The following is a 21,263-nucleotide window of genomic DNA, read 5'->3' on the forward strand; positions in this document are numbered from 1 at the left end:
TATGGAATAACAGTTCAGACGACCCTCTTGTCCCTACGCTGAAGACAAATGAGCCGCCATTAACGCCCGTGTTATTCAGCCATTTCGCGACGATCCATGACCTTGTCGATCAGGCCATAGGTAGCGGCTTCTTCGCCACTCATGAAACGGTCACGGTCGGTATCACGCTCGATCACATCCAGCGGCTGGCCGGTGTGGTGCGACAATATACTGTTCAACTTGTCGCGGATTTTGAGGATCTCCTTGGCATGGATTTCAAAATCCGATGCCTGCCCCTGAAAACCGCCCAGTGGCTGGTGGATCATCATCCGCGAATTGGGTAGCGCAAAACGCTTGCCTGGTTCGCCGCCAGCCAGCAGAAAGGCGCCCATGCTGGCCGCCTGACCGATGCACAGGGTGCTCACGTTGGGCTTGATGAACTGCATGGTGTCATAGATCGCCATACCGGCTGTTACAGAGCCGCCGGGCGAATTGATGTACAGATGGATATCCTTGTCGGGATTCTCTGACTCCAGGAACAGCAACTGCGCCACGACCAGGTTGGCCATGTAATCCTCTACCTGCCCCACCAGAAAAATCACCCGCTCCTTCAGAAGACGAGAATAGATGTCGTAGGAGCGCTCGCCCCGTGCTGACTGTTCGACAACCATGGGCACCAGACCGCCCGCTGCCTGAATATCCGGTGGAAACTGATTGAAGCTGTTATGCGTCATGGATTGAAATTACTCCGGTTTGGACCTGTCGCGAAAAAACGAAAGCCAGCCCTAAGGCTGGCTCGCGCATTGCTTGAGTTGTTGACGATTTTACTCGTCGGCGCCGGCTTCGGCCTCGTCAGCTTCAAGGTCCTTGGCTGACTGGGCTGGCTTCACGGCATCTTCGTAGGGGACCTGCTTAGTGGCCACCTGAGCCTTCTGCAAAACAGTATCCACCACTTGCTCTTCGAGCACAACCGACTGAATCTCTGCTAATTGTTGCTCGTTCTGGTAGTACCAGTTCACCACTTGTTCGGGTTCCTGGTAGGCAGACGCCAGCTCTTCGACCATGGCACGTACACGATCGTTTTCTGGCTTGATGTCGTTCTGCTTGACCACTTCAGACACCACCAGACCTAACGAAACGCGACGCTTGGCCTGCTCTTCGAACAGCTCTGCGGGCAACTGCTCGGGGCTGATGTTGGCGCCGCCAAACTGCTGCACGGCCTGCTGGCGCAAACGGTCAATCTCGCTGCTGACCAGTGCCTTGGGAACATCAACACTATTGGTGGCGAGCAAGCCGTCCATAACCTGAGTCTTGACCTTGGTCTTGATGGCCTGGCGCAGCTCACGATCCATATTCTTGCGAACTTCGGAGCGGAAGGCATCGATGCCGCCCTCTTCAACGCCAAACTTGGCGAAGAACTCATCGTTCAGCTCCGGCAGAGCCGGCGCTGCAACTGCATGCACAACCACGTCGAATTCAGCAGGCTTGCCGGCCAACTCGAGGTTCTGGTACTCCTCGGGGAAAGTCACCTCGAGGGTAACGGTATCACCAGCCTTTGCACCTACAAGACCATCCTCAAAACCGGGGATCATACGGCCGGAGCCCAGTACGATTTCGGTGTTGTTGGCTGTACCACCCTGGAAGGGCTCGCCATCGACACGGCCGACAAAGTCGACCTTGAGTTGGTCGCCATTTTCAGCAGCGCGCTCGACCGTTTCAAACTGTGTATTCTGCTTGCGCAAAATCTCGAGCATGTTTTCCAGGTCTTCGTCACGCACTTCGGATTCGATGCGTTCAACCTTGATATCGCCAAAATCGCCCAGGGTGATCTCCGGGTAAACTTCAAATGTAGCGACGTACTCAAAATCCTTGCCTTCGTCCAGCTCTTTGGGCTCGACACTTGGTGCGCCTGCGGGATTGAGCTTTTCCTGCATGATTGCTTCGTAAAAAGAAGACTGGATGACTTCACCCATGACTTCCTGGCGAGCAGAGCCGCCAAAACGTTTGCGAATGACGCTCATCGGCACCTTGCCAGGACGAAACCCATCGACTTTGGCGCGGCTGGCTGTCTGCTGCAGACGCTTGTTGACCTCGGATTCGATGCGGTCAGCCGGAATGCCGACAGTCATGCGGCGCTCAAGGCCGGAGGTGGTTTCAACCGAAACTTGCATGGAGAGTCCTCGTGAACGAACAGATTAATTGGTGATTTCGTAAAAGCCGAACAGTCTAATCGCTAACGCACCGGAAGTCATCATCAGGCGCCACGGCCATCACAAATAGGGCCCCCTGACTGAGAAGTGACCATGCAGCTAGCTGTCAACAGTATTCATACCGGCTTGGTCAGTTAATAGCTGGGCAAAGTCGGCCAAGGGCATCGGACGATAAAAATAATACCCTTGGTAGACTTCGCAGCCTTTTTCGAAGAGCCAGTCCAACTCCGCCCGGGTTTCGACCCCCTCGGCAATACATTTGAGACCCAACTGCCTGGAAAGCTGCAGAATCACTTCAACGATTGCCGCATCCCGGGAAGAGCGGGTGATATCACGGACGAAGCTCTGGTCAATCTTGAGCTTGTCGATTGGCATGCTCTTCAGGTACGCGAGTGAACAGTATCCGGTGCCAAAATCGTCAATTGCCAGGCGAACGCCGAAGGTGCCAAGATCATTAAGAACCTGCCTCGCATGCTCCAGGTTGTCGATCAAGGCTCCCTCTGTAATCTCCAACTCGATACGGTCAGGTGACAGGCTGAAACGGTCAAGAGTCCCCTTGATCAGTTCCAGAAATCCTGGATTCTGGAACTGGGCGCCAGAAATATTTACCGCCAGGCGTACCGGCTCTATTCCCGCATCAAGCCACTGCCGAATCTGCCGACACGTCGCCTCAAGAACCCAGGCATCAATGTCCGCTATAAGCAACGACTCCTCAGCTATCGGAATGAAGACTCCCGGAGGGACAAAACCACGCTCAGGATGATTCCAGCGCAGAAGCACTTCTGCACTTTGAACCTGATCCGAACCGCGGTTTATCTGAGGCTGGAAGTAAAGGAGGAACTGGTTGTTTTCCAAGGCTCGACGTATGTCACTTTCAAGCCCCATCCGATGCTGGGCAACCGCTTGCATCTCGTGCGCGTAGAAGCGAAAGCTGTCTCCACCATTGCGTTTGGCCTGATACATCGCGGTATCCGCCTGCTTCATAAGCTCATCGGTCGTTTGACCATCATCGGGAAAGACCGATGCACCTATACTCAGGGTACTGCGCAGCTCATGCAACCCCACATGCACCGGCTTTGGAATAGCCTCCAGAAGACGAGTCACAACCGTCATGACCTCGATTGCAAAATCTGCATCTGCCGGAATATCAGTGATGACCACGGTGAACTCATCGCCACCCAGACGCGAAACCGCATCCTCGCTACGAATGCAGCCCCGAATACGCTCTGCAACAACCTGCAAGTAAAGATCGCCTGCAGCATGACCAATTGAATCATTGATGAGCTTGAATCGGTCCAGATCGATAAACAGTAGTGCCAGTCGAGTTCCATGCCGGCGGGAATGCTCAATGGCTTGACTCAGAGTGGCTTTGAAAGCGGAACGGTTAGGCAGGCCGGTAAGATCGTCAAAATTGGCTCGGCGATAAAGATCGGTTTGCCAGCGCACACGTGTCAGCGCAATGGACAACCGGCCGACCACCTGCAGTGCCCACCCGGCATCGGCACTAGCTGCATTGAGCGAATGTCGCGTCCCCAGCAAAACGAAACCACTCAACACACCTGACACACGCAGGGGGTAAAGTAACCACGCGGTGCACACTCCCGTCCCCGACAGGTCCGGAAGCCAGCCTGGCAACTGGCTTAAGATGACAGCTTCTTCATCGCTTCCAAGCTCCGATAGCGTTTGCGCATATTGCTTTCGAGCCGATATCTGATGGTCCTCTATACGATTTGACCCATTGCCCGCGGCTTTGAGTCTGACCCCGTGCTCGTCCTGCACGACAAAGAGCAGGTACTCACATTCCGGAAAGGCCTGCGCCTGAACCAGGACTTCATTTACAACATTACCTGAATCCTCACTGGAAAGAATGAGGCGGTCAATGTCCATAAGTGCCTCGCGCTGATCAAACTGCATCGCTAGCTTTTCGGTCATGCTGTTGAAAGACCGCGCAAGTTCCTCGAACTCGTCACCGCTAGCCAAGATCACTTGTTTGTTCAGATCACCTTCTGCCACCTGCCGGGTTGCCGTACGCAAGGCCTGAAGCGGCTGGAGCACCCTGCGCAGGTGTCCAATACTGAACATCAGTGCCATCATAATGGATGCCAGAACAATCAAAATCAGTGTGGCCTGGAATTGTCTGGTGGTAGCGAAAAGCTCCTGCTCCGGCTGGCTGAGTACTACAGTCCAGTTCCTGTCCATGCCAATCCCGTGCAAAAATATTTCCCAGTACACCGCTCGCATAGTTGCTCCACCTTCCTGCCATTCAAAGGCGCCGACGGCAGATTCTGCACGCGCCAAGGCAAAGGCTTTCACAAGCTGGACGGGGGGATCGACACTACAAAAAATCACTGTATCGGTCCCAGCGAGAACACATGAAAGTTTGTCGTGGGATAACTGTTCAGGGTCCCAGAAGAACTCCGGTTGCAACCTGGCTGCCAGATAGTTGCCTGGTGCCATCCTGAGACTGACGAATAGAGTAGAGGGCTCTGACTCGAACTGATGAATACGCATAGCACGGTCCTCCGCCTCAAAGTCCAGACCAGCTAGCTGCGTATACAGACTTGCGTAAAGCGCTGGATCAGCGTAACCCGGGTGTAACCAGACAGGATCTCCGGGGCGGATACCTCTGACCAGGCCTAGTGAGATACCAGTCTCCGTCGGGGCGGCCGAATCAATTCTGAGGGACTGCGGGGAGCGGGTTGCTGCGACACGCGGCAGCTCAGTCCCGACGCGCTGCAGTCGCTCAAACAGATTCATACCTATGTATTTGGCGTCACTCTGCAGCTCCTTGCGGTGCTGTTCAGCCATATAATCGGATAACTGAAAAAACGTGATTAAGGTCAGAACAAGTACTGGAAGAGTGACCGCAAGAAAGAAAAAGAGGAATAACCGCCGGGCTATTGGGCTACTGAAGGTGCGGAGGTCAATGGCCATGGGTTGCTATGTCAGTAGTCAGCTGCCAGACCGACAAACCCACCGTCGTTCGCGCGCACTACATCATCCCTTGAAGGTTTGGCGGTAAAGGGACCTACGGATCGCCCGTCCTTTCCCATACTGTAGAGGTCATAGTCCGTATTGACCGGCACCAGGTTCTTGTCCTTGCGCATCTGGCCCTGACCATTCAACCCTTCAAAACTCAGGTACTGATAAGGATTCTCCCAGGGGTCCAGCGCAGGTACGCCTTGCAATTGCGCCAGGCTGGCTGGCAAGTCGCCATTGTTGGCCGTGCGAAAGCGCTCGATCTTTACACCCATGTCAATTATGTCAGTGACCGCTGTGGTTATTTTCATGCGTTCGACGTACTTGCTGTAACTTGGAAAGGCAACGGCAGACAGAATACCTACGACCGCGACCGCGAGCAGCAGTTCCGCAAGGGTAAAACCCTTTTTTCGCTTGAGCAGCTTTTTGAAATGAACCATGTTGGACGCCATCACTGAACACCACAGACCTGTAGTAGCATGCTGCCACCGTCACCTGACAATAGCTAACAATTCCACTCCAACCGAACGCGGCGAGCGTCAAGCGGTCCCATTAATCGATGGGCGGTCGCAATTAAAGCGGGTTTTATAACAACCAAAGCCGAGCCCAGATAATAAAACAGCCAGGCTGGAATACAACAAGACTTGATTAAAGATGGTGCGGGCGGGGAGACTCGAACTCCCACACCTTGCGGCGCCAGAACCTAAATCTGGTGTGTCTACCAATTCCACCACGCCCGCTAAACAGGGGTATCAAACAACAACGCCAGGCTGAAGCCTGGCGCTTGGAAAATGGGGTGGACGATGGGTTTCGAACCCACGACACCAGGAGTCACAATCCTGTGCTCTACCAACTGAGCTACGCCCACCATTACTGCTTACTGCTCGCTTCACCATTCAGGCCGCATTGCGATGGTGCACCCGGCAGGACTCGAACCTGCGACCATCCGCTTAGAAGGCGGATGCTCTATCCAACTGAGCTACGGGCGCCTTGCGCACTGCCAGAATCCCTAGGGTATCCTGTAATGCCCGCCATGACAGCTCTGGACTGTAAAAGCGGTGGAGCCAGATCGCCTTCCAAACCGGTCATGCGGTGTTTGTGAAGCGGGGCGAATAATACTCAGCCACCTTTGCCACGTCAACGCTTGTGTCCCGATTTTTTTAATTATTTGAGTGAGTTAAAGAAGCTTCGACAGTTTAGCAAGCGATACCCCGCATCAGCCTTTTGCCCGTCGCCCTACCGTGCGACAATTACCGCCTTCTATTGTTCGTGCCGGGAACTCAATGAACGCCAAACTTATCGACGGCAAGCAAATTGCCGCCAATATTCGTCAGGACATCGCCACAAAGGTCACAGCACGCCGCGAACGGGGGCTGCGCGCTCCCGGCCTTGCGGTCATTCTTGTTGGGCTTGATCCGGCCTCTCAAGTATACGTAAGCCACAAGCGCAAGGACTGTGAGGAAGTGGGGTTTGTGTCCCGCTCCCATGATTTGCCGGCCGAAACCTCACAGGAGGAGCTGCTCGCTCTGGTCGATAGTCTGAACGTGGACCCCGAGGTAGACGGGATTCTGGTGCAACTACCCTTGCCCGCTCATCTGGATGCTTCGCAACTGCTGGAGCGGATTCGTCCCGACAAGGATGTAGATGGCTTTCACCCGTTCAATATCGGACGGCTCGCTCAACGCATGCCGATGCTGCGTCCCTGCACGCCCTTTGGCATCATTCGCCTTCTGCAAAGCACAGGTGTGGATCTATATGGCCTCAACGCCGTCGTTGTTGGCGCCTCCAATATAGTCGGTCGCCCCATGGCACTGGAATTATTGCTGGCGGGCTGCACAACAACGGTTACCCATCGATTTACCAAGGATCTTGCCGAACACGTAGGTCGCGCCGATCTACTGGTGGTGGCTGTTGGCAAGCCAGGAATCGTCAAGGGAGAGTGGGTGAAACCAGGAGCGATCGTAATCGACGTTGGCATCAACCGCACCGATGATGGTCGGCTGACAGGTGACGTGGAGTTTGAAATCGCGGCGCAGCGTGCCAGCTGGATTACCCCTGTGCCAGGCGGAGTTGGCCCCATGACCCGGGCCTGCCTGCTGGAAAACACCCTGCACGCGGCAGAACACCTGCACCCCTGAAACCTGACTTGTGTCCGCTGCCCGGCGCACCTCGCGCCGGGTTAACGGATCTGCGCCGGTTCTAGAGGCTGGCCGTACTGCCCCCATCAACGGGCAAGTTGACGCCGTTGATAAAAGCCGCAGCAGGAGAGGCCAGAAAGCCGACTGCATTGGCAAACTCTTCAGGGTCACCAAAGCGCCTGACCGGAATCCCCGCGCGCATTGTCTCGGACACTTGCTCTGTGGTTCGCCCACTGGACTGCGCCACATGACCGATCAGACTATCAAGGCGTGCAGTCTGAGTCAGACCAGGCAGCACATTGTTGACGGTAATACCGTCACAACCAAGCTCCCCGGCCAGGGTCTTGGCCCAATTCGCCATCGCAGCGCGGATACTGTTGGACACACCCAGATTTGGAATGGGTGTTTTCACCGACGTTGAAAGCACGTTGAGAATACGCCCGTACCCGTCGGCGCGCATACCCGGCAGAAGCAGCTGTAATAGCGTCTGGGCACTTATCAGGTGCTGACCAAAAGCCGCGGCATAGGCCGCAGGATCCGCCTGATGGGCTGGCCCGGGAGCAGGCCCCCCGGTATTGTTGACCCATATGTGCAGCGGCCCTTTATGCAGCTCCGCAGCGACAGCAGCCGACAGCGCCGCAGTATCGCCCGCATCCACTGCGATATAGCCGTGGGTCTGTCCCGGCTTTATGGCGAGGCTGCTACATACCGCTTCCAGTTTTGTCTGCGTCCTGGCCAGCACCACGACATCCGCGCCCTGCTCCGCCAACTGCCGTGCACAGGCTTCACCCAAACCCTGACTCGCACCACACACCAGAGCGCGTTTTCCCGATAGATCCAGATTCATAAAGCGCCTCCTGGTACCCGCACCCAACCTTCCATCAATATCCTCGCACTGCGACTCATGATGGCCTTCTTTACCGTCCACTCGCCATTTATCTGCGCAGCCTCGGCGCCCACGCGCAGCGTGCCTGACGGGTGACCAAAGACAACCGCAGTGCGTTCACCGCCCCCAGCAGCCAGATTAACCAGGGTTCCGGGAATCGCAGCGGCAGTACCTATGGCTACCGCTGCCGTGCCCATCATTGCATGGTGCATCTTGCCCATGGACAGCGCTCGCACCAGTAGATCTACATCACTTGCGGCAATCTGCTTGCCACTGGATGCCACGTAGTCTGCCGGCGCCGCAACAAAGGCGACCTTAGGCGTATGCTGGCGATCGGCGGCTTCGTCGACATGCTTGATCAATCCCATGCGCACCGCACCATGGGCGCGGATTTTCTCGAACATGACCAGCGCATCGGGGTTGCCGTTGATAGCGTCCTGCAATTCCGTACCGTTATAGCCAATGTCAGCGGCATTGATAAAAATAGTGGGAATACCGGCATCAATCATGGTGGCCTTGAGCTTGCCAACACCGGGTACATCAAGCTCATCCACCAGGTTACCAGTAGGGAACATCGAGCCGCCCCCGCCCTCCTCATCCGCTGCAGGATCCATGAACTCGATCTGCACCTCGGCCGCAGGAAAAGTCACACCATCCAGCTCAAAGCCCCCGGTCTCCTGCACCTCTCCATCGGTGATGGGTATGTGGGCAATAATTGTTTTACTGATATTGGCCTGCCAGATCCGCACCACAGCCGTCCCGTTGTTGGGGATGCGTGAGGCGTCAACCAGACCGGAGCTGATCGCAAAGGCTCCGACGGCAGCCGACAGATTCCCGCAGTTACCGCTCCAGTCAACGAACGCTTTATCAATTGAGACCTGGCCAAACATGTAATCGACGTCATGCTCGGGCTGGGTACTGGGTGACAGAATCACTGTCTTGCTGGTACTCGACGTTGCACCGCCCATACCATCGGTCTGTTTGCCATAGGGATCGGGGCTGCCGATCACTCGCAACAACAGGTTGTCCCGAGCCTTACCGGGGACCTGGGCCGCTTCGGGTAAATCCTGCAAACGGAAGAAAACGCCTTTACTGGTACCGCCACGCATATAGATGGCGGGGATTTTGATCTGGGGCTTGTGAGCCATTCAACTGCTCCTTCAACATGAGCGGATAAACAAAAATCTCTGAATCACTGATTGACGCACTCGATCATCAGCGGCGTTGCCAACACGGTGGGCCGGACCGTCGATGCCCAGGGACGGGCATCGTCGAGCTTACAGGGACGTATTTACAGCGTGTCCGGCCCGCCGTGTTGGCAACATAGCTCACACTAATCCATCACAATCAGTGCCTCGCAAATGCTGCCGATAACGCATAACGATTTGCGCATTCTGGGAGCGCTTAAACTCAAACTGCCCCTTCGGCCTCCAGAAAATCCTGCGCAAAACGTTGCAGCACGCCGCCGGCATCAAAGATCGACACCTCTTCCTGGGTGTCCAGACGGCAGGTCACCGGTACTTCTACCCGCTCGCCATTCTTGCGGTTGATGACCAGAGTCATGGTGCTGCGCGGCTTGATTTCGCCGGTCACATCAAAGGTCTCGGTGCCGTCGATCGCCAGGGTTGTGCGCGTAGTGCCTGCCTCAAATTCCAGAGGTAATACGCCCATACCCAGCAGGTTGGTACGGTGGATACGCTCGAAGCCTTCAGCAGCAATCGCCTCAACACCTGCAAGACGCACGCCCTTGGCCGCCCAGTCACGGGACGAGCCCTGACCGTAATCAGCGCCGGCAATGATAATCAGGGGCTGCTTGCGCTCCATGTAGGTCTCGATCGCCTCCCACATGCGCGTTACCGTGCCTTCCGGCTCCAGACGCGCCAATGAGCCCTGCTTCACCTTGCCGTTTTCCTGAACCATTTCATTCAGCAGCTTGGGGTTGGCAAAGGTCGCGCGCTGGGCGGTCAGGTGATCGCCCCTATGTGTCGCGTAGGAGTTGAAGTCAACTTCCGGCACGCCCATCTTGTGCAGGTAGGCACCGGCGGCGCTATCGAGCATGATCGCATTGGATGGCGACAGGTGATCGGTGGTGATGTTATCGCCCAGCACGGCGAGAGGACGCATGCCAGTGAGCGAACGCTCTCCGGCCAGCGCACCTTCCCAATAGGGCGGACGACGGATATAGGTGCTCATTGGGCGCCAGTCATACAGCGGATTGACGTTCTGAGCCTCGCGCGTGATATCAAACATCGGAATGTAGACATCACGATACTGCTGGGGCTTCACGCTCTGCTTGACGATAGCGTCGATTTCCTCATCGCTTGGCCAGATGTCCTTGAGCGTGACCTCGTTACCGTCCTTGTCGATCCCCAGCACATCCTTTTCAATATCGAAGCGGATGGTGCCAGCGATCGCATAAGCCACCACCAGCGGTGGAGAAGCCAGAAAAGCCTGCTTGGCAAACGGATGGATACGGCCATCGAAATTACGGTTACCCGACAAAACTGCGGTGGCATAAAGGTCGCGCTCGATCACTTCCTTCTGAATAACCGGATCGAGAGCACCACTCATGCCGTTGCAGGTGGTGCAGGCAAAAGCCACTACGCCAAAGCCCAACTGCTCCAGCTCACCTAACAGGTCAGCTTCTTCCAGATACATCTTGACCGTCTTGGAACCCGGAGCCAGGGAGGTTTTCACCCAGGGCTTGCGCAATAACCCGAGCTTGTTGGCATTACGTGCGATCAGGCCTGCTGCGATCATATTGCGCGGGTTGCTGGTATTGGTACAGCTGGTAATTGCAGCAATGATGACTGCGCCATCGGGCATCTTGCCCTCTTCGTTCTCAACCACACCGCTGATACCGCGGGAGGCCAGCTCGGAGGTAGGTAGCAGGGCATGGGGGTTGGACGGGCCCGCCATGGTACGAGCGACGCTGGACAGATCAAAGGTCAGCACGCGCTCGTATTCGGCCGCCTTCAGGCTGTCGGCCCACAGGCCTGTTTCCTTCGCGTACTGCTCGACCAGCTTAACCTGATCGTCTTCACGTCCGGTCAGCTTTAAATAGTCGATGGTCTGCTCATCTATATAGAACATCGCCGCGGTAGCGCCGTACTCGGGGGTCATGTTCGAGATGGTCGCGCGATCTCCAATGGTCAGGCGGCTTGCACCTTCACCGAAGAACTCAAGATAGGCGCCCACTACCCGCTCCTTACGCAGGAACGAGGTCAGGGCCAGCACCAGGTCCGTACTGGTAATGCCGGGCTTTAGCTTGCCGGTCAACTCCACACCGATGATATCGGGCAGACGCATCCAGGAGGCGCGGCCAAGCATCACGCTTTCAGCTTCAAGACCGCCGACACCAACAGATATAACACCCAACGCATCGACCATCGGCGTGTGACTGTCGGTACCCACGCAGGTATCGGGGAAAGCTACACCGTCAGCTACCTGAACCACCGGAGACATCTTCTCAAGATTGATCTGGTGCATGATGCCGTTGCCGGGCGGGATCACGTCCACGTTCTTGAACGCGGTCTTGGTCCAGTTGATAAAGTGAAAACGGTCATCATTGCGACGATCTTCGATGGCACGGTTCTTCTCGAAGGCGTCTTCTTCGAAGCCGGCATGCTCTACCGCCAGGGAATGGTCGACAATCAACTGCGTGGGCACCACCGGATTGACCTTGGCCGGGTCACCCCCCTTCTCGGCTATCGCATCGCGCAAGCCGGCCAGATCCACCAGCGCAGTCTGGCCGAGAATGTCGTGGCAGACCACACGGGCCGGAAACCAGGGAAAATCCAGATCACTCCGACGCTCAATAAACTGCTTCAGCGATTCGGTGAGCATGGCAGGATCACAACGGCGCACCAGGTTTTCAGCATGGATGCGCGAGGTATAGGGCAATTTGGCATATGCACCGGGCTGGATAGCATCGACCGCTTCGCGGGTATCGAAGTAATCCAGGTCGGTGCCGGGTAGAGACTTGCGGTATTCGGTATTCATGGCATCAGGACTCATCAGGAATCTTGGGTAGAGCACGTTGGCGGTATATCGCCCCGCTCCCTTGAACGTTTGAATGCTGCAGACTGCACAAGACTAATTGCGAAATTGACGACCGCCTGTTCTGGACCGTCGATGCCCAGGGATGGGCATCGTCGAGCGTACAGGGATGTATTTACAGCGTGTCCAGAACAGGCGGTCGTCAATGCAGCCGCCACACAATCTCAAACAATCGCTTTTCAGCGTTTATCTATAGCTTTCACGGTACGCGGCTCGACGCCAACATAATCGGCACTCGGCCGAATAATACGGTTATCTGCACGTTGCTCCATCACGTGGGCAGCCCAGCCGGTAAGGCGGCTCATCACGAATATCGGCGTAAACAGCTTGGTCGGGATACCCATGAAATGATAGGCCGAAGCGTGGAAGAAGTCGGCGTTGCAGAACAGCTTCTTCTCGCGCCACATAACCTCTTCACAGCGCACGGATACCGGATAAAGCACGGTATCGCCCACATCCTTGGACAACTTCTCGGACCACTGCTTGATGATTTCGTTACGCGGATCGGACGTGCTGTAAATCGCGTGACCAAAGCCCATGATCTTTTCCTTGCGCTCGAGCATGCCAAGCATTTCTTTCTCGGCGTTATCGGCACTGGTGAAGCCCTCGATCATCTCCATAGCGGCTTCGTTGGCACCGCCATGCAGTGGGCCACGCAGCGAGCCGATCGCGGCGGTCACGCAGCTGTGCATGTCCGACAGCGTCGAGGCGCAAACGCGAGCGGTAAAGGTAGATGCATTGAACTCGTGCTCTGCGTAGAGAATCAGCGACACGTTCATGGTCTGCTCGTGCAACGCATTGGGCTTTTCACCGCGCAGCATGTGCAGGAAGTGTGCGCCTACCGAGTCGTCATCGGTATTCTCGTCGATGCGCACGCCGTCATGAGTGAAGCGATACCAGTAGCAGATGATTGACGGGAATGCGGCCAGCAGACGGTCGGTCACGTCCTGTTGCTGGTTGAAGTCAGCCTCGCCTTCAAGATTACCCAACATCGAACAGCCGGTACGCATCACATCCATAGGATGCGCGTCCTTGGGGATACGCTCGAGCACTTCCTTCAGCGCCTGGGGCAAGCCGCGCATACCCTTCAACCTGGATTTATATGCATCCAGCTCTGCCTGATTGGGCAGCTCACCCTTGAGGATCAGGTGCGCCACTTCCTCGAACTCGCAGTTGGCTGCCAGATCCTTCACATCATAACCACGATAGGTCAGACCCGAGCCTGTTTGTCCGACCGTGGACAAAGCTGTCTTGCCCGCTACCTGGCCACGCAGGCCTGCACCACTGAGTTTCTTTGCTTCAGCCATATTAGTTCTCCTTCTTGTCTTTTTGCCCTGCCTGCAGTGCAGACGGTTCAGGATTTTTTCTGTGCGAAGAGCGCGTCGAGTTTCTGCTCGAAGTCGTGGTAGTTGATTCGCTCGTACAGCTCCATACGGGTCTGCATGGTGTCGATGACATTTTGCTGCGTACCGTCATTACGGATCGCGTTGTAGACATTTTCCGCGGCCTTGTTCATCGCACGGAAGGCCGACAGTGGGTAGAGCACCAGCGACACATCAGCGCCGGCCAGCTCGTCAGTAGTGAACAGCGGTGTAGCGCCAAACTCGGTGATGTTGGCCAGAATCGGTGCATTTACCTTCGAGGCAAACAGCTTGTACATATCCAGCTCGGTAATGGCCTCCGGGAATACCATATCCGCACCGGCTTCAACGCAGGCTGCAGCGCGATCCAGTGCGGACTCAAGGCCTTCAACTGCAAGGGCATCGGTACGCGCCATGATCACAAAGCTGTCGTCGGTACGCGCATCTACTGCCGCCTTGATGCGATCGACCATCTCCTGCTGAGTGACAATTTCCTTGTTCGGACGGTGGCCACAACGCTTGGCACCGACCTGATCCTCAATATGAATAGCCGCAGCGCCAAACTTGATCATCGACTTGACGGTACGAGCAACGTTGAACGCGCTTGAACCAAAACCGGTATCCACATCCACCAGTAACGGCAAATCGCATACGTCGGTGATGCGCCGCACGTCAGTGAGCACATCATCCAGGCCGGTAATGCCCAGATCCGGCAGACCCAGCGAGCCTGCGGCTACACCACCGCCAGAGAGGTAGATGGCCTTGAAGCCGGCGCGCTTGGCCAGCAATGCATGATTGGCGTTGATCGCACCAACCACCTGCAATGGATGTTCTTCAGCAACCGCATCGCGAAAACGTTGACCTGGGGTTTTGGACATCAGACTGATTCTCCTGGGGAAGTGACGACGCTGCCCTGCTCGTGCATGCGGCGCTCGATATTGCGGCGTGAGGCGCTGATATGACGGCGCATCAGCATTTCCGCGAGTTCACCATCGCGATCGGCAATGGCTTCAATGATTCGGTGGTGTTCGGCGAACGCCTGCTGTGGTCGCTTGGGCGTTGAGGAATAGCGATACCGGTACATGCGCACCAAGTGATAAAGGTCGCCCAGAAGCATGTCGCTCAAGGCCTTGTTCTTACTGCCCCGGATAATCACGTAATGAAGATCCAGATCCCCTTCCTGCTGGTAATAGGACTGGTTGGCCTGCAAGCCACTGTGCTTTTCATGGGTCGCAAGCACATCACGCAGGCTAGCTATTTCGTCGTCGCTCATATGCTCGGCGGCCAATCTGCAAGCCATGCCCTCAAGGGCTTCGCGCACATGATAAAGCTCGATGAGCTCCTCGTAGCTCAGAGACACCACACGAACGCCAGCATGGGGAATCCGGACCACCAGCCGGCGGCCCTCCAGCCGACGAATAGCCTCGCGGAGTGGCCCTCTGCCTATACCGAAAGTGGTTGATAGATACTGTTCGCTAATGCGCGTGCCCGGAGGGATCTCACCCTTCACTATCGCTGTCTGAATTCGCTGAAAGGCGCCATCGGACAGCGTTAATGTAGGCGACTCAGTCTCTATATCCGTCATAACAGCAACCTTGTAGACAATAGCCTGTTTTACAGGCCGCTTTAGGGTAAATTGTGCGCCTCGATAGATGGTATTGTCAACAATCCCCACCGTAGACCTTAGTCGTCAACTCAAAACTGATTCAAAGCCACGCCTGGTAGCAACACAATGCCCACTACGAGCTGACTGAGGGTCATGGTAAGATGCCGATCGTCGGTTGCGTCCTGCCAGGAAAAAGCGCGCCGCGCTCCAATCTTGCTGCTGAGAACACTATGCAATCGATCAATACGCACTTAAAAATTCTGATCGCCATCCTGGTCAGCCTGGGTATTGCCATTACCGGCTATCAGATCTACGTCATGGAAATCCCTCTCACCGAAGACGAGACAGACTCCATCTGGAGTCTGGACGCGAAGCTCGAATTCGAGGCTATCAAGGGTTTGCCGGTCAAGGCGCAGATGTTTATCCCTCCGCTGGCTCAGGATTACGTGAGTCTCAATGAAAGTTTCATATCCAATAATTACGGCGTCAGCATCAACCAGCAAAACGGTAACCGCCTAGTTACCTGGTCGGCACGTCGTGCTACCGGAACCCAGGCTCTCTATTACCGCCTGGTGTTGACCCAGCGCTACAGCAGCGAGCCTCCGGCCGCATCTACACCTCCTCTACGCGATCCAATAGTGCTCGAAGGCGCCGAACAGGTAGCCGTCAACGCGCTGATCAATCCGATCAGGCAGCACTCTGCCGACATCGAGACCTTCATCAGCGAAGCAATCAGCCGCGTAAACGACATCACCGACGATAACGTCAAGCTGCTATTGGGCGGCGATACGTCCCCCATCGCCAAGGCCCGCGTCATCGACATACTCCTGGCGCAGGCACGAATCCCCCTGGAGCTGGTGCATACGATACGCCTTGAAAATCTGCCAAATCAGCAGCCCGAGCTCTGGCTGAGAAGTCACAACGGCGAGCGCTGGTTGTATTTTCATCCGGAAACAGCCCAGCAAGGTATTCCCGACAATCGGCTGGTCTGGTGGACGGGTACCGAGCCCCTGTTCGATCTCGATGGTGGCCGCCGGGGACAGTTGACCGTTACCGTCACTAACAGCGAAATGAACGCATTGCGCCTGGCTGAAATGACCAGCAACAGCGGTTCATCGCAGTTGCTCGAATATTCCCTGTACGGCTTGCCCTTGCACGCCCAGCAGGTTTACCGCGTAATGATCATGATTCCGATCGGTGTTCTGGTTATTCTGCTGCTGCGCAACATCATCGGCATCCAGACACTGGGCACCTTTACCCCCGTGCTGATATCCCTCGCGTTTCGGGAAACCCAGGTCGGCTGGGGCATCGTGCTCTTCACCCTTATCACCGCACTTGGTCTGTCCCTGCGCTCCTACCTGGAGCATCTGAAGCTTCAGATGCTGCCTCGCCTGTCGATCGTGCTGACCTTCGTCGTCATCATCATTGCCATCATCAGTTTGTTCAGTCACAAGCTGGGCATAGAGCGCGCGCTCGCCGTATCGTTGTTCCCGATGGTGATTCTGACGATGACCATCGAACGTCTTTCGATCAATTGGGAAGAACGCGGTGGCGGGCATTCCTTCAAGGTCGCGCTTGGCACCCTCGTGGCCGCTACTCTTGCGCATTTGTTGATGACTATTCCAGAGCTGGCGTATTTCTTCTTCACCTTCCCGGCCACACTGTTGATTCTGGTTGCATTCATGCTTGCCATGGGACGCTACCGCGGATACAGGCTGACCGAACTGATGCGCTTCAAGGCGCTGACCAAACAGGGCTGAGGAAAAACCATGTTCTTCTGGAAAACCTGGAAAACACTGCAAGCCAATGGCGTCATGGGCATCAATCGGCGTAACGCGGATTACGTGCTCAAGTACAACAAGCGGCACCTCTACCCGGTCGTGGATGACAAGATCCTGACCAAGGAGCGGGCGATCGCCGTTGGCATCAATGTGCCTAAAATGTATGGCGTTATCGAGACCGAGAAGGATATTGACCGGTTCGATGAGATCATCAAGGACTATCGGGATTTCGTTATCAAGCCTGCCCAGGGCGCCGGTGGCGATGGCATTATCGTGATCGCAGACCGGTTTGAGGGGATGTTCAAAACGGTCTCCGGGAAAATCATCAGTCGTGATGATATTGGTCACCATATCTCCAGTATTCTTTCCGGTCTCTACTCGCTGGGCGGCCACCGCGACCGAGTGCTGATCGAATATCGCGTCAGCCCCGATCCGCTCTTCAAAAGCATCAGTTATGAAGGGGTTCCGGACATCCGTATCATTTTGCTGATGGGCTATCCGGTCATGGGTATGGTTCGCCTGCCCACTCGCCAGTCGGGCGGCAAAGCCAATCTCCATCAGGGGGCAATCGGTGTCGGTGTCGATCTCGCGTCGGGCATGACTCTGAAAGGCACCTGGCTGAATAACAAGATCAGTAAACATCCGGATACCACCAATCCCGTGGATGGCGTCCAGCTGCCTGACTGGGACGGATTCATGAATCTGGCAGCCTCCTGTTACGAGCTTTCCGGGCTGGGCTATATCGGCGTTGACCTGGTGCTGGATGAGGAAAAAGGACCACTGATTCTTGAGCTTAACGCACGGCCGGGGCTGAATATCCAGATCGCCAACGATGCGGGACTTACCCACCGCTGCCACATGGTCGAGCGGCATCTGGCTGCTCTGAAGAAAACTGGCCGCACCGAAACCGTTAGCGACCGTGTTGCCTATGCTCAGCGGCATTTCGGCCCACCCGCCTCCATTGCTGCCACCTCCGACAAGGAGACTGGCACTCCGGCATGACAGTTCAAAAGCCGAACTGCTATTTGCTGACGGAACTGCCGTATCAGGATGATCCGATACCTCGGCTGAATGCGCTGCGGGTATTGGGTCAGCCCGTACTCTTGGATTCAGCGGCCGGCATCGAGCGGTTTGCCCGCTACAGTATTCTCTCAGCCGGTCCCCAACGGATTATCTCTCCCTCCCCCGGCGAGACTGGCAAATCTACCCTCGCCCGTTTGCGCGAGGCGCTCGCTGAGCTTCCGCCGGCCAGCTGGCCGGAAGACGTCAACCTGCCTTTCGGAGCTGGAGCGCTGGGGTTTATAAGCTACGATTTCGGTCGTTTGCTGGAAGTCCTGCCCACCCGGGCATCTGCCGATATTCACCTGCCGCTTCTGGAAATGGGCATCTATTGCTGGAGCGTGATCAGCGATCACTCAACCCGACGTTGCTGGCTCGTCTGTCACCCCGACTTGCCCGACGCAGAGCGCATGCGCGCGCTGAATCTGCTTGAAACAACGCCGGCAGATCCAGGCCCGTTCCGCCTGCACGCCCCCTTCCAGCCAGAGCAGAGCAGCGAGGCATACCAGCATTCTTTCAGACGCATAAAGGATTACATTCACTCAGGCGACTGCTACCAGATAAACCTGGCTCAGCGGTTTCGCGCCGATTGCAGTGGTGACGCCCTGCAGGCCTATAGACGCCTGCGCATGGCATGCCCGGTTCCCTTCGCGGCCTACATTGAAAGCGCGGAACATACCCTGCTGTGCCTGTCACCCGAGCGTTTTCTCAGCGTCCATGATGGCGCAGTGGAAACCCGCCCGATCAAGGGCACGCGGGGTCGCGGACAGACACCAGAAGAGGACTTGGTCCTCGCCCTTGATCTTCAGGGGTGCCTGAAGGATCGGGCCGAGAACCTTATGATTGTTGACCTTTTGCGCAATGATTTGAGCCGGACCTGCGCTCTGGGCAGTGTTCGAGTCCCCGAACTATTCAAGCTGGAAAGCTACCCCAATGTGCACCACCTGGTAAGCAGCGTGACCGGTACACTGGATGCGGATCAAGACGCTATCGATTTGCTGGCCGCCTCGTTTCCCGGCGGTTCGATAACCGGCGCTCCCAAGATCCGCGCGATGCAGATCATCGAGGAACTCGAACCGGTCAGGCGCAGCCTGTACTGCGGCAGCATTGGCTACATCGGCTGTGAAGGTCAGATGGACTTGAACATCGCGATTCGCAGCCTGGTTCATCAGGATGACCGGCTGTATTGCTGGGGCGGTGGCGGAATCGTTGCGGACTCGGAGGGCGAGGCCGAGTATCAGGAAACCCTGACCAAGGTCCGGGTGCTGATGAAGGCGCTGGAATAGAAACGATCTTGTCTTGTGGGTGCGCACCAACTCGGCCCCAAACGCTAAACGTTGTAATGCCTAGCTCGAAGCATCTGAGCTCCCAGCCTGGCGGGATTACGAAAGACGCCGTGAATCCATCCCTGGAGGCTTGACGATAACATCCCTGTTATCGACACTTTCTCCACCCCGCCAGGCTATGCGCTCAGCCGGCAACACGGTGTTGCAGGGTTTGCTGTCCAAGGTCAAAAGCAAAAGATGTGCGTCCCAACCTCCTGCTATTCCGGCAGCTCAAATCTCGTCATTCCAGCGACGGCAGGAATCCATTTTGACTTTCGCATAGGCCAGAGCAAACCAGCCAATCAGAGGCTGAGAGGCCGGTTCGATGCCTTGATGAACTCTTTCTTCAGCTCTTCGAAAGTGTGAACCGCCGGGAATTGCGGGAACTCGGCGATAACGTTATCCGGTGCGTGAAACAGGATGCCGGCATGAGCCTCTGACAGCATGGTAGTGTCGTTGTAGGAATCACCTGCAGCAATCACCCGGTAGTACAGACTTTTGAATGCCAATACCGACTGACGCTTGGGATCTTTCTGACGTAGCTGATAATCCACGACGCGGTCGTTTTCGTCGGTTATCAAGCGGTGACACAGTAGCGTTGGAAAACCAAGCTGACGCATCAGTGGCTGGGAAAACTCGTAGAAGGTATCGGACAGAATCACCACCTGGAAGCGTTCGCGTAGCCAGTCGACAAACTCCGGTGCACCATCCAGCGGCTTCAGGGTTCCGATTACCTCCTGAATGTCGCCCAACTTGAGACCATGTTCATCGAGAATACGCAGACGTTGCTTCATCAACACGTCGTAATCAGGAATATCCCGGGTTGTTGCGCGCAGTTCGGCAATACCGGTTTTTTCAGCGAAAGCGATCCAGATTTCTGGAACCAGAACACCTTCGAGATCTAAGCAGGCAATTTCCACAGGTTACTCCGTGTCGGCAAGAAGAAAATGAGCAGTCGAGTTGGCGCAACAATCTACCTTTTGTCCCACCCGCGCGCAATGGCGACTGACCAGAAGGCCCATTCTTCATAGCTATAAAGCATAAAACTATAACTAAATAAAAGAGGATGGACTAAGGCGGCTTTGTTAGACTTCATCCCATAACGGCCGCCAGCAAAGACCGGCGCCCTGCCCCGGAGAGCCCGATGTCCCAAGAACACTTCAATGTTGAACAATTGGCCGCAGATTACGACGGCAAATCCCCCCAGCAAATACTGCAGCTAGCCCTCGAGCATTTTGACGACCTCTGGCTGTCATTCAGCGGCGCCGACGATATCGTCGTGCTGGATATGGCCTGGAAGATCAACCCGGATATTCGCGTCTTTACCCTGGATACCGGACGGCTGCACCCGGAGACTTACCGCTTCCTCGAACAGGTACGTAAGCACTACGGCATACAGATCGAAGTACTCTCCCCTGACAACCAGGCTCTGGAAGCCTATGTCACGAAAAAAGGCCTGTTCGATTTCTATGAAAATGGACATGGTGAGTGCTGTGGAATCCGCAAGATCGCACCGCTGCGTCGCAAGCTGTCAGGCGTCGACGCCTGGATCACCGGCCAGCGCAAGGATCAGAGCCCAACGCGAACCAATGTCCCTGTCATTGAATTGGATAGCGCATTTAGCACGCCGGAACGCTCGCTGATCAAATTCAATCCCCTGGCCAACTTCACCAGCGAGGATGTGTGGAATTACATCCGCATGCTGGAGATCCCCTACAACAGCCTGCATGAACGCGGCTTTATCAGTATTGGCTGCGAACCGTGCACCCGCCCGGTATTACCCAATCAGCACGAGCGCGAAGGCCGCTGGTGGTGGGAAGAAGCCACGCAGAAAGAATGTGGGTTGCACGGCGGGAATCTCATAGCCAAATCATAACGGC

16 protein-coding genes and 3 tRNA genes are annotated in these 21,263 nt (G+C 55.9%); 5 read left to right on the forward strand and 14 right to left on the reverse strand.

Features of this window, described 5'->3' with window-relative positions; all coding sequences use genetic code 11:
• Positions 1 to 71 precede the first annotated feature (71 nt).
• The 7 genes from clpP to AAC076_RS05775 all read right to left on the reverse strand — a co-directional run bounded on the left by clpP (position 72) and on the right by AAC076_RS05775 (position 6,157).
• Complete coding sequence (gene clpP, locus AAC076_RS05745) at positions 72 to 713, reverse strand: ATP-dependent Clp endopeptidase proteolytic subunit ClpP (RefSeq protein ID WP_339843518.1); 642 nt, start codon at positions 711 to 713, stop codon at positions 72 to 74.
• Positions 714 to 803: 90 nt separating this feature from the next.
• The gene (gene tig / locus AAC076_RS05750; RefSeq protein ID WP_339843519.1) at positions 804 to 2,150 is read right to left on the reverse strand and encodes a trigger factor; all 1,347 of its coding nucleotides are present in this window, start codon (positions 2,148 to 2,150) and stop codon (positions 804 to 806) included.
• A gap of 138 nt (positions 2,151 to 2,288) precedes the next feature.
• Complete coding sequence (locus tag AAC076_RS05755) at positions 2,289 to 4,997, reverse strand: EAL domain-containing protein (RefSeq protein WP_339843521.1); 2,709 nt, start codon at positions 4,995 to 4,997, stop codon at positions 2,289 to 2,291.
• A 137-nt stretch (positions 4,998 to 5,134) separates the two neighbouring features.
• Positions 5,135 to 5,608 carry a prepilin-type N-terminal cleavage/methylation domain-containing protein gene (locus AAC076_RS05760; RefSeq protein WP_339843522.1) on the reverse strand — a complete coding sequence of 158 codons (474 nt, stop codon included), beginning with the start codon at positions 5,606 to 5,608 and terminating at the stop codon, positions 5,135 to 5,137.
• A 215-nt stretch (positions 5,609 to 5,823) separates the two neighbouring features.
• Positions 5,824 to 5,908 (reverse strand) — tRNA-Leu (locus AAC076_RS05765).
• A 52-nt stretch (positions 5,909 to 5,960) separates the two neighbouring features.
• Positions 5,961 to 6,036 (reverse strand) — tRNA-His (locus AAC076_RS05770).
• Positions 6,037 to 6,080: 44 nt separating this feature from the next.
• Positions 6,081 to 6,157 (reverse strand) — tRNA-Arg (locus tag AAC076_RS05775).
• A gap of 294 nt (positions 6,158 to 6,451) precedes the next feature.
• On the opposite strand from AAC076_RS05775, the gene folD reads away from it, so the two are divergent.
• On the forward strand, positions 6,452 to 7,306 hold the full coding sequence (gene folD, locus AAC076_RS05780) for a bifunctional methylenetetrahydrofolate dehydrogenase/methenyltetrahydrofolate cyclohydrolase FolD (RefSeq protein ID WP_339843524.1): 855 nt from the start codon (positions 6,452 to 6,454) through the stop codon (positions 7,304 to 7,306).
• A gap of 61 nt (positions 7,307 to 7,367) precedes the next feature.
• Here the strand turns inward: folD and AAC076_RS05785 are convergent, their stop codons facing one another.
• The 6 genes from AAC076_RS05785 to AAC076_RS05810 all read right to left on the reverse strand — a co-directional run bounded on the left by AAC076_RS05785 (position 7,368) and on the right by AAC076_RS05810 (position 15,197).
• Complete coding sequence (locus AAC076_RS05785; RefSeq protein WP_339843526.1) at positions 7,368 to 8,153, reverse strand: SDR family oxidoreductase; 786 nt, start codon at positions 8,151 to 8,153, stop codon at positions 7,368 to 7,370.
• On the reverse strand, positions 8,150 to 9,340 hold the full coding sequence (prpF, locus tag AAC076_RS05790) for a 2-methylaconitate cis-trans isomerase PrpF (protein ID WP_339843527.1): 1,191 nt from the start codon (positions 9,338 to 9,340) through the stop codon (positions 8,150 to 8,152). The genes AAC076_RS05785 and prpF overlap by 4 nt, the downstream gene beginning before the upstream one ends.
• Positions 9,341 to 9,602: 262 nt before the next feature.
• Entirely contained in the window at positions 9,603 to 12,194 is a 2,592-nt protein-coding gene (gene acnD / locus AAC076_RS05795) for a Fe/S-dependent 2-methylisocitrate dehydratase AcnD (RefSeq protein WP_339843641.1), read from the reverse strand.
• Positions 12,195 to 12,430: 236 nt separating this feature from the next.
• A complete protein-coding gene (gene prpC, locus AAC076_RS05800) occupies positions 12,431 to 13,558 on the reverse strand; it encodes a 2-methylcitrate synthase (RefSeq protein WP_339843529.1) in 1,128 nt (375 codons plus the stop codon).
• A gap of 47 nt (positions 13,559 to 13,605) precedes the next feature.
• The gene (gene prpB, locus AAC076_RS05805) at positions 13,606 to 14,490 is read right to left on the reverse strand and encodes a methylisocitrate lyase (protein WP_339843531.1); all 885 of its coding nucleotides are present in this window, start codon (positions 14,488 to 14,490) and stop codon (positions 13,606 to 13,608) included.
• A complete protein-coding gene (locus tag AAC076_RS05810) occupies positions 14,490 to 15,197 on the reverse strand; it encodes a GntR family transcriptional regulator (RefSeq protein WP_339843533.1) in 708 nt (235 codons plus the stop codon). The genes prpB and AAC076_RS05810 overlap by 1 nt, the downstream gene beginning before the upstream one ends.
• A gap of 251 nt (positions 15,198 to 15,448) precedes the next feature.
• Between AAC076_RS05810 and AAC076_RS05815 the strand changes: the two genes are divergently transcribed.
• From AAC076_RS05815 to pabB, 3 genes are read left to right on the forward strand one after another with little or no spacing between them, the layout of a single operon-like run.
• Positions 15,449 to 16,978 (forward strand): inactive transglutaminase family protein, encoded by a 1,530-nt coding sequence (locus AAC076_RS05815; RefSeq protein WP_339843535.1) that lies wholly within the window; start codon positions 15,449 to 15,451, stop codon positions 16,976 to 16,978.
• A 9-nt stretch (positions 16,979 to 16,987) separates the two neighbouring features.
• A complete protein-coding gene (locus AAC076_RS05820) occupies positions 16,988 to 18,001 on the forward strand; it encodes an alpha-L-glutamate ligase-like protein (protein ID WP_339843537.1) in 1,014 nt (337 codons plus the stop codon).
• The gene (gene pabB, locus AAC076_RS05825; protein WP_339843539.1) at positions 17,998 to 19,344 is read left to right on the forward strand and encodes an aminodeoxychorismate synthase component I; all 1,347 of its coding nucleotides are present in this window, start codon (positions 17,998 to 18,000) and stop codon (positions 19,342 to 19,344) included. Before AAC076_RS05820 ends, pabB begins: the two co-directional genes overlap by 4 nt.
• Before the next feature lie 341 nt (positions 19,345 to 19,685).
• On the opposite strand, the gene thrH is transcribed toward pabB, so the two are convergent.
• Positions 19,686 to 20,303 (reverse strand): bifunctional phosphoserine phosphatase/homoserine phosphotransferase ThrH, encoded by a 618-nt coding sequence (gene thrH, locus AAC076_RS05830; RefSeq protein WP_150279057.1) that lies wholly within the window; start codon positions 20,301 to 20,303, stop codon positions 19,686 to 19,688.
• Positions 20,304 to 20,527: 224 nt separating this feature from the next.
• Between thrH and AAC076_RS05835 the strand changes: the two genes are divergently transcribed.
• Complete coding sequence (locus AAC076_RS05835; RefSeq protein WP_339843543.1) at positions 20,528 to 21,259, forward strand: phosphoadenylyl-sulfate reductase; 732 nt, start codon at positions 20,528 to 20,530, stop codon at positions 21,257 to 21,259.
• Positions 21,260 to 21,263 lie beyond the last annotated feature (4 nt).

This window comes from uncultured Halopseudomonas sp. (assembly GCF_963977355.1).
Classification (GTDB): domain Bacteria; phylum Pseudomonadota; class Gammaproteobacteria; order Pseudomonadales; family Pseudomonadaceae; genus Halopseudomonas.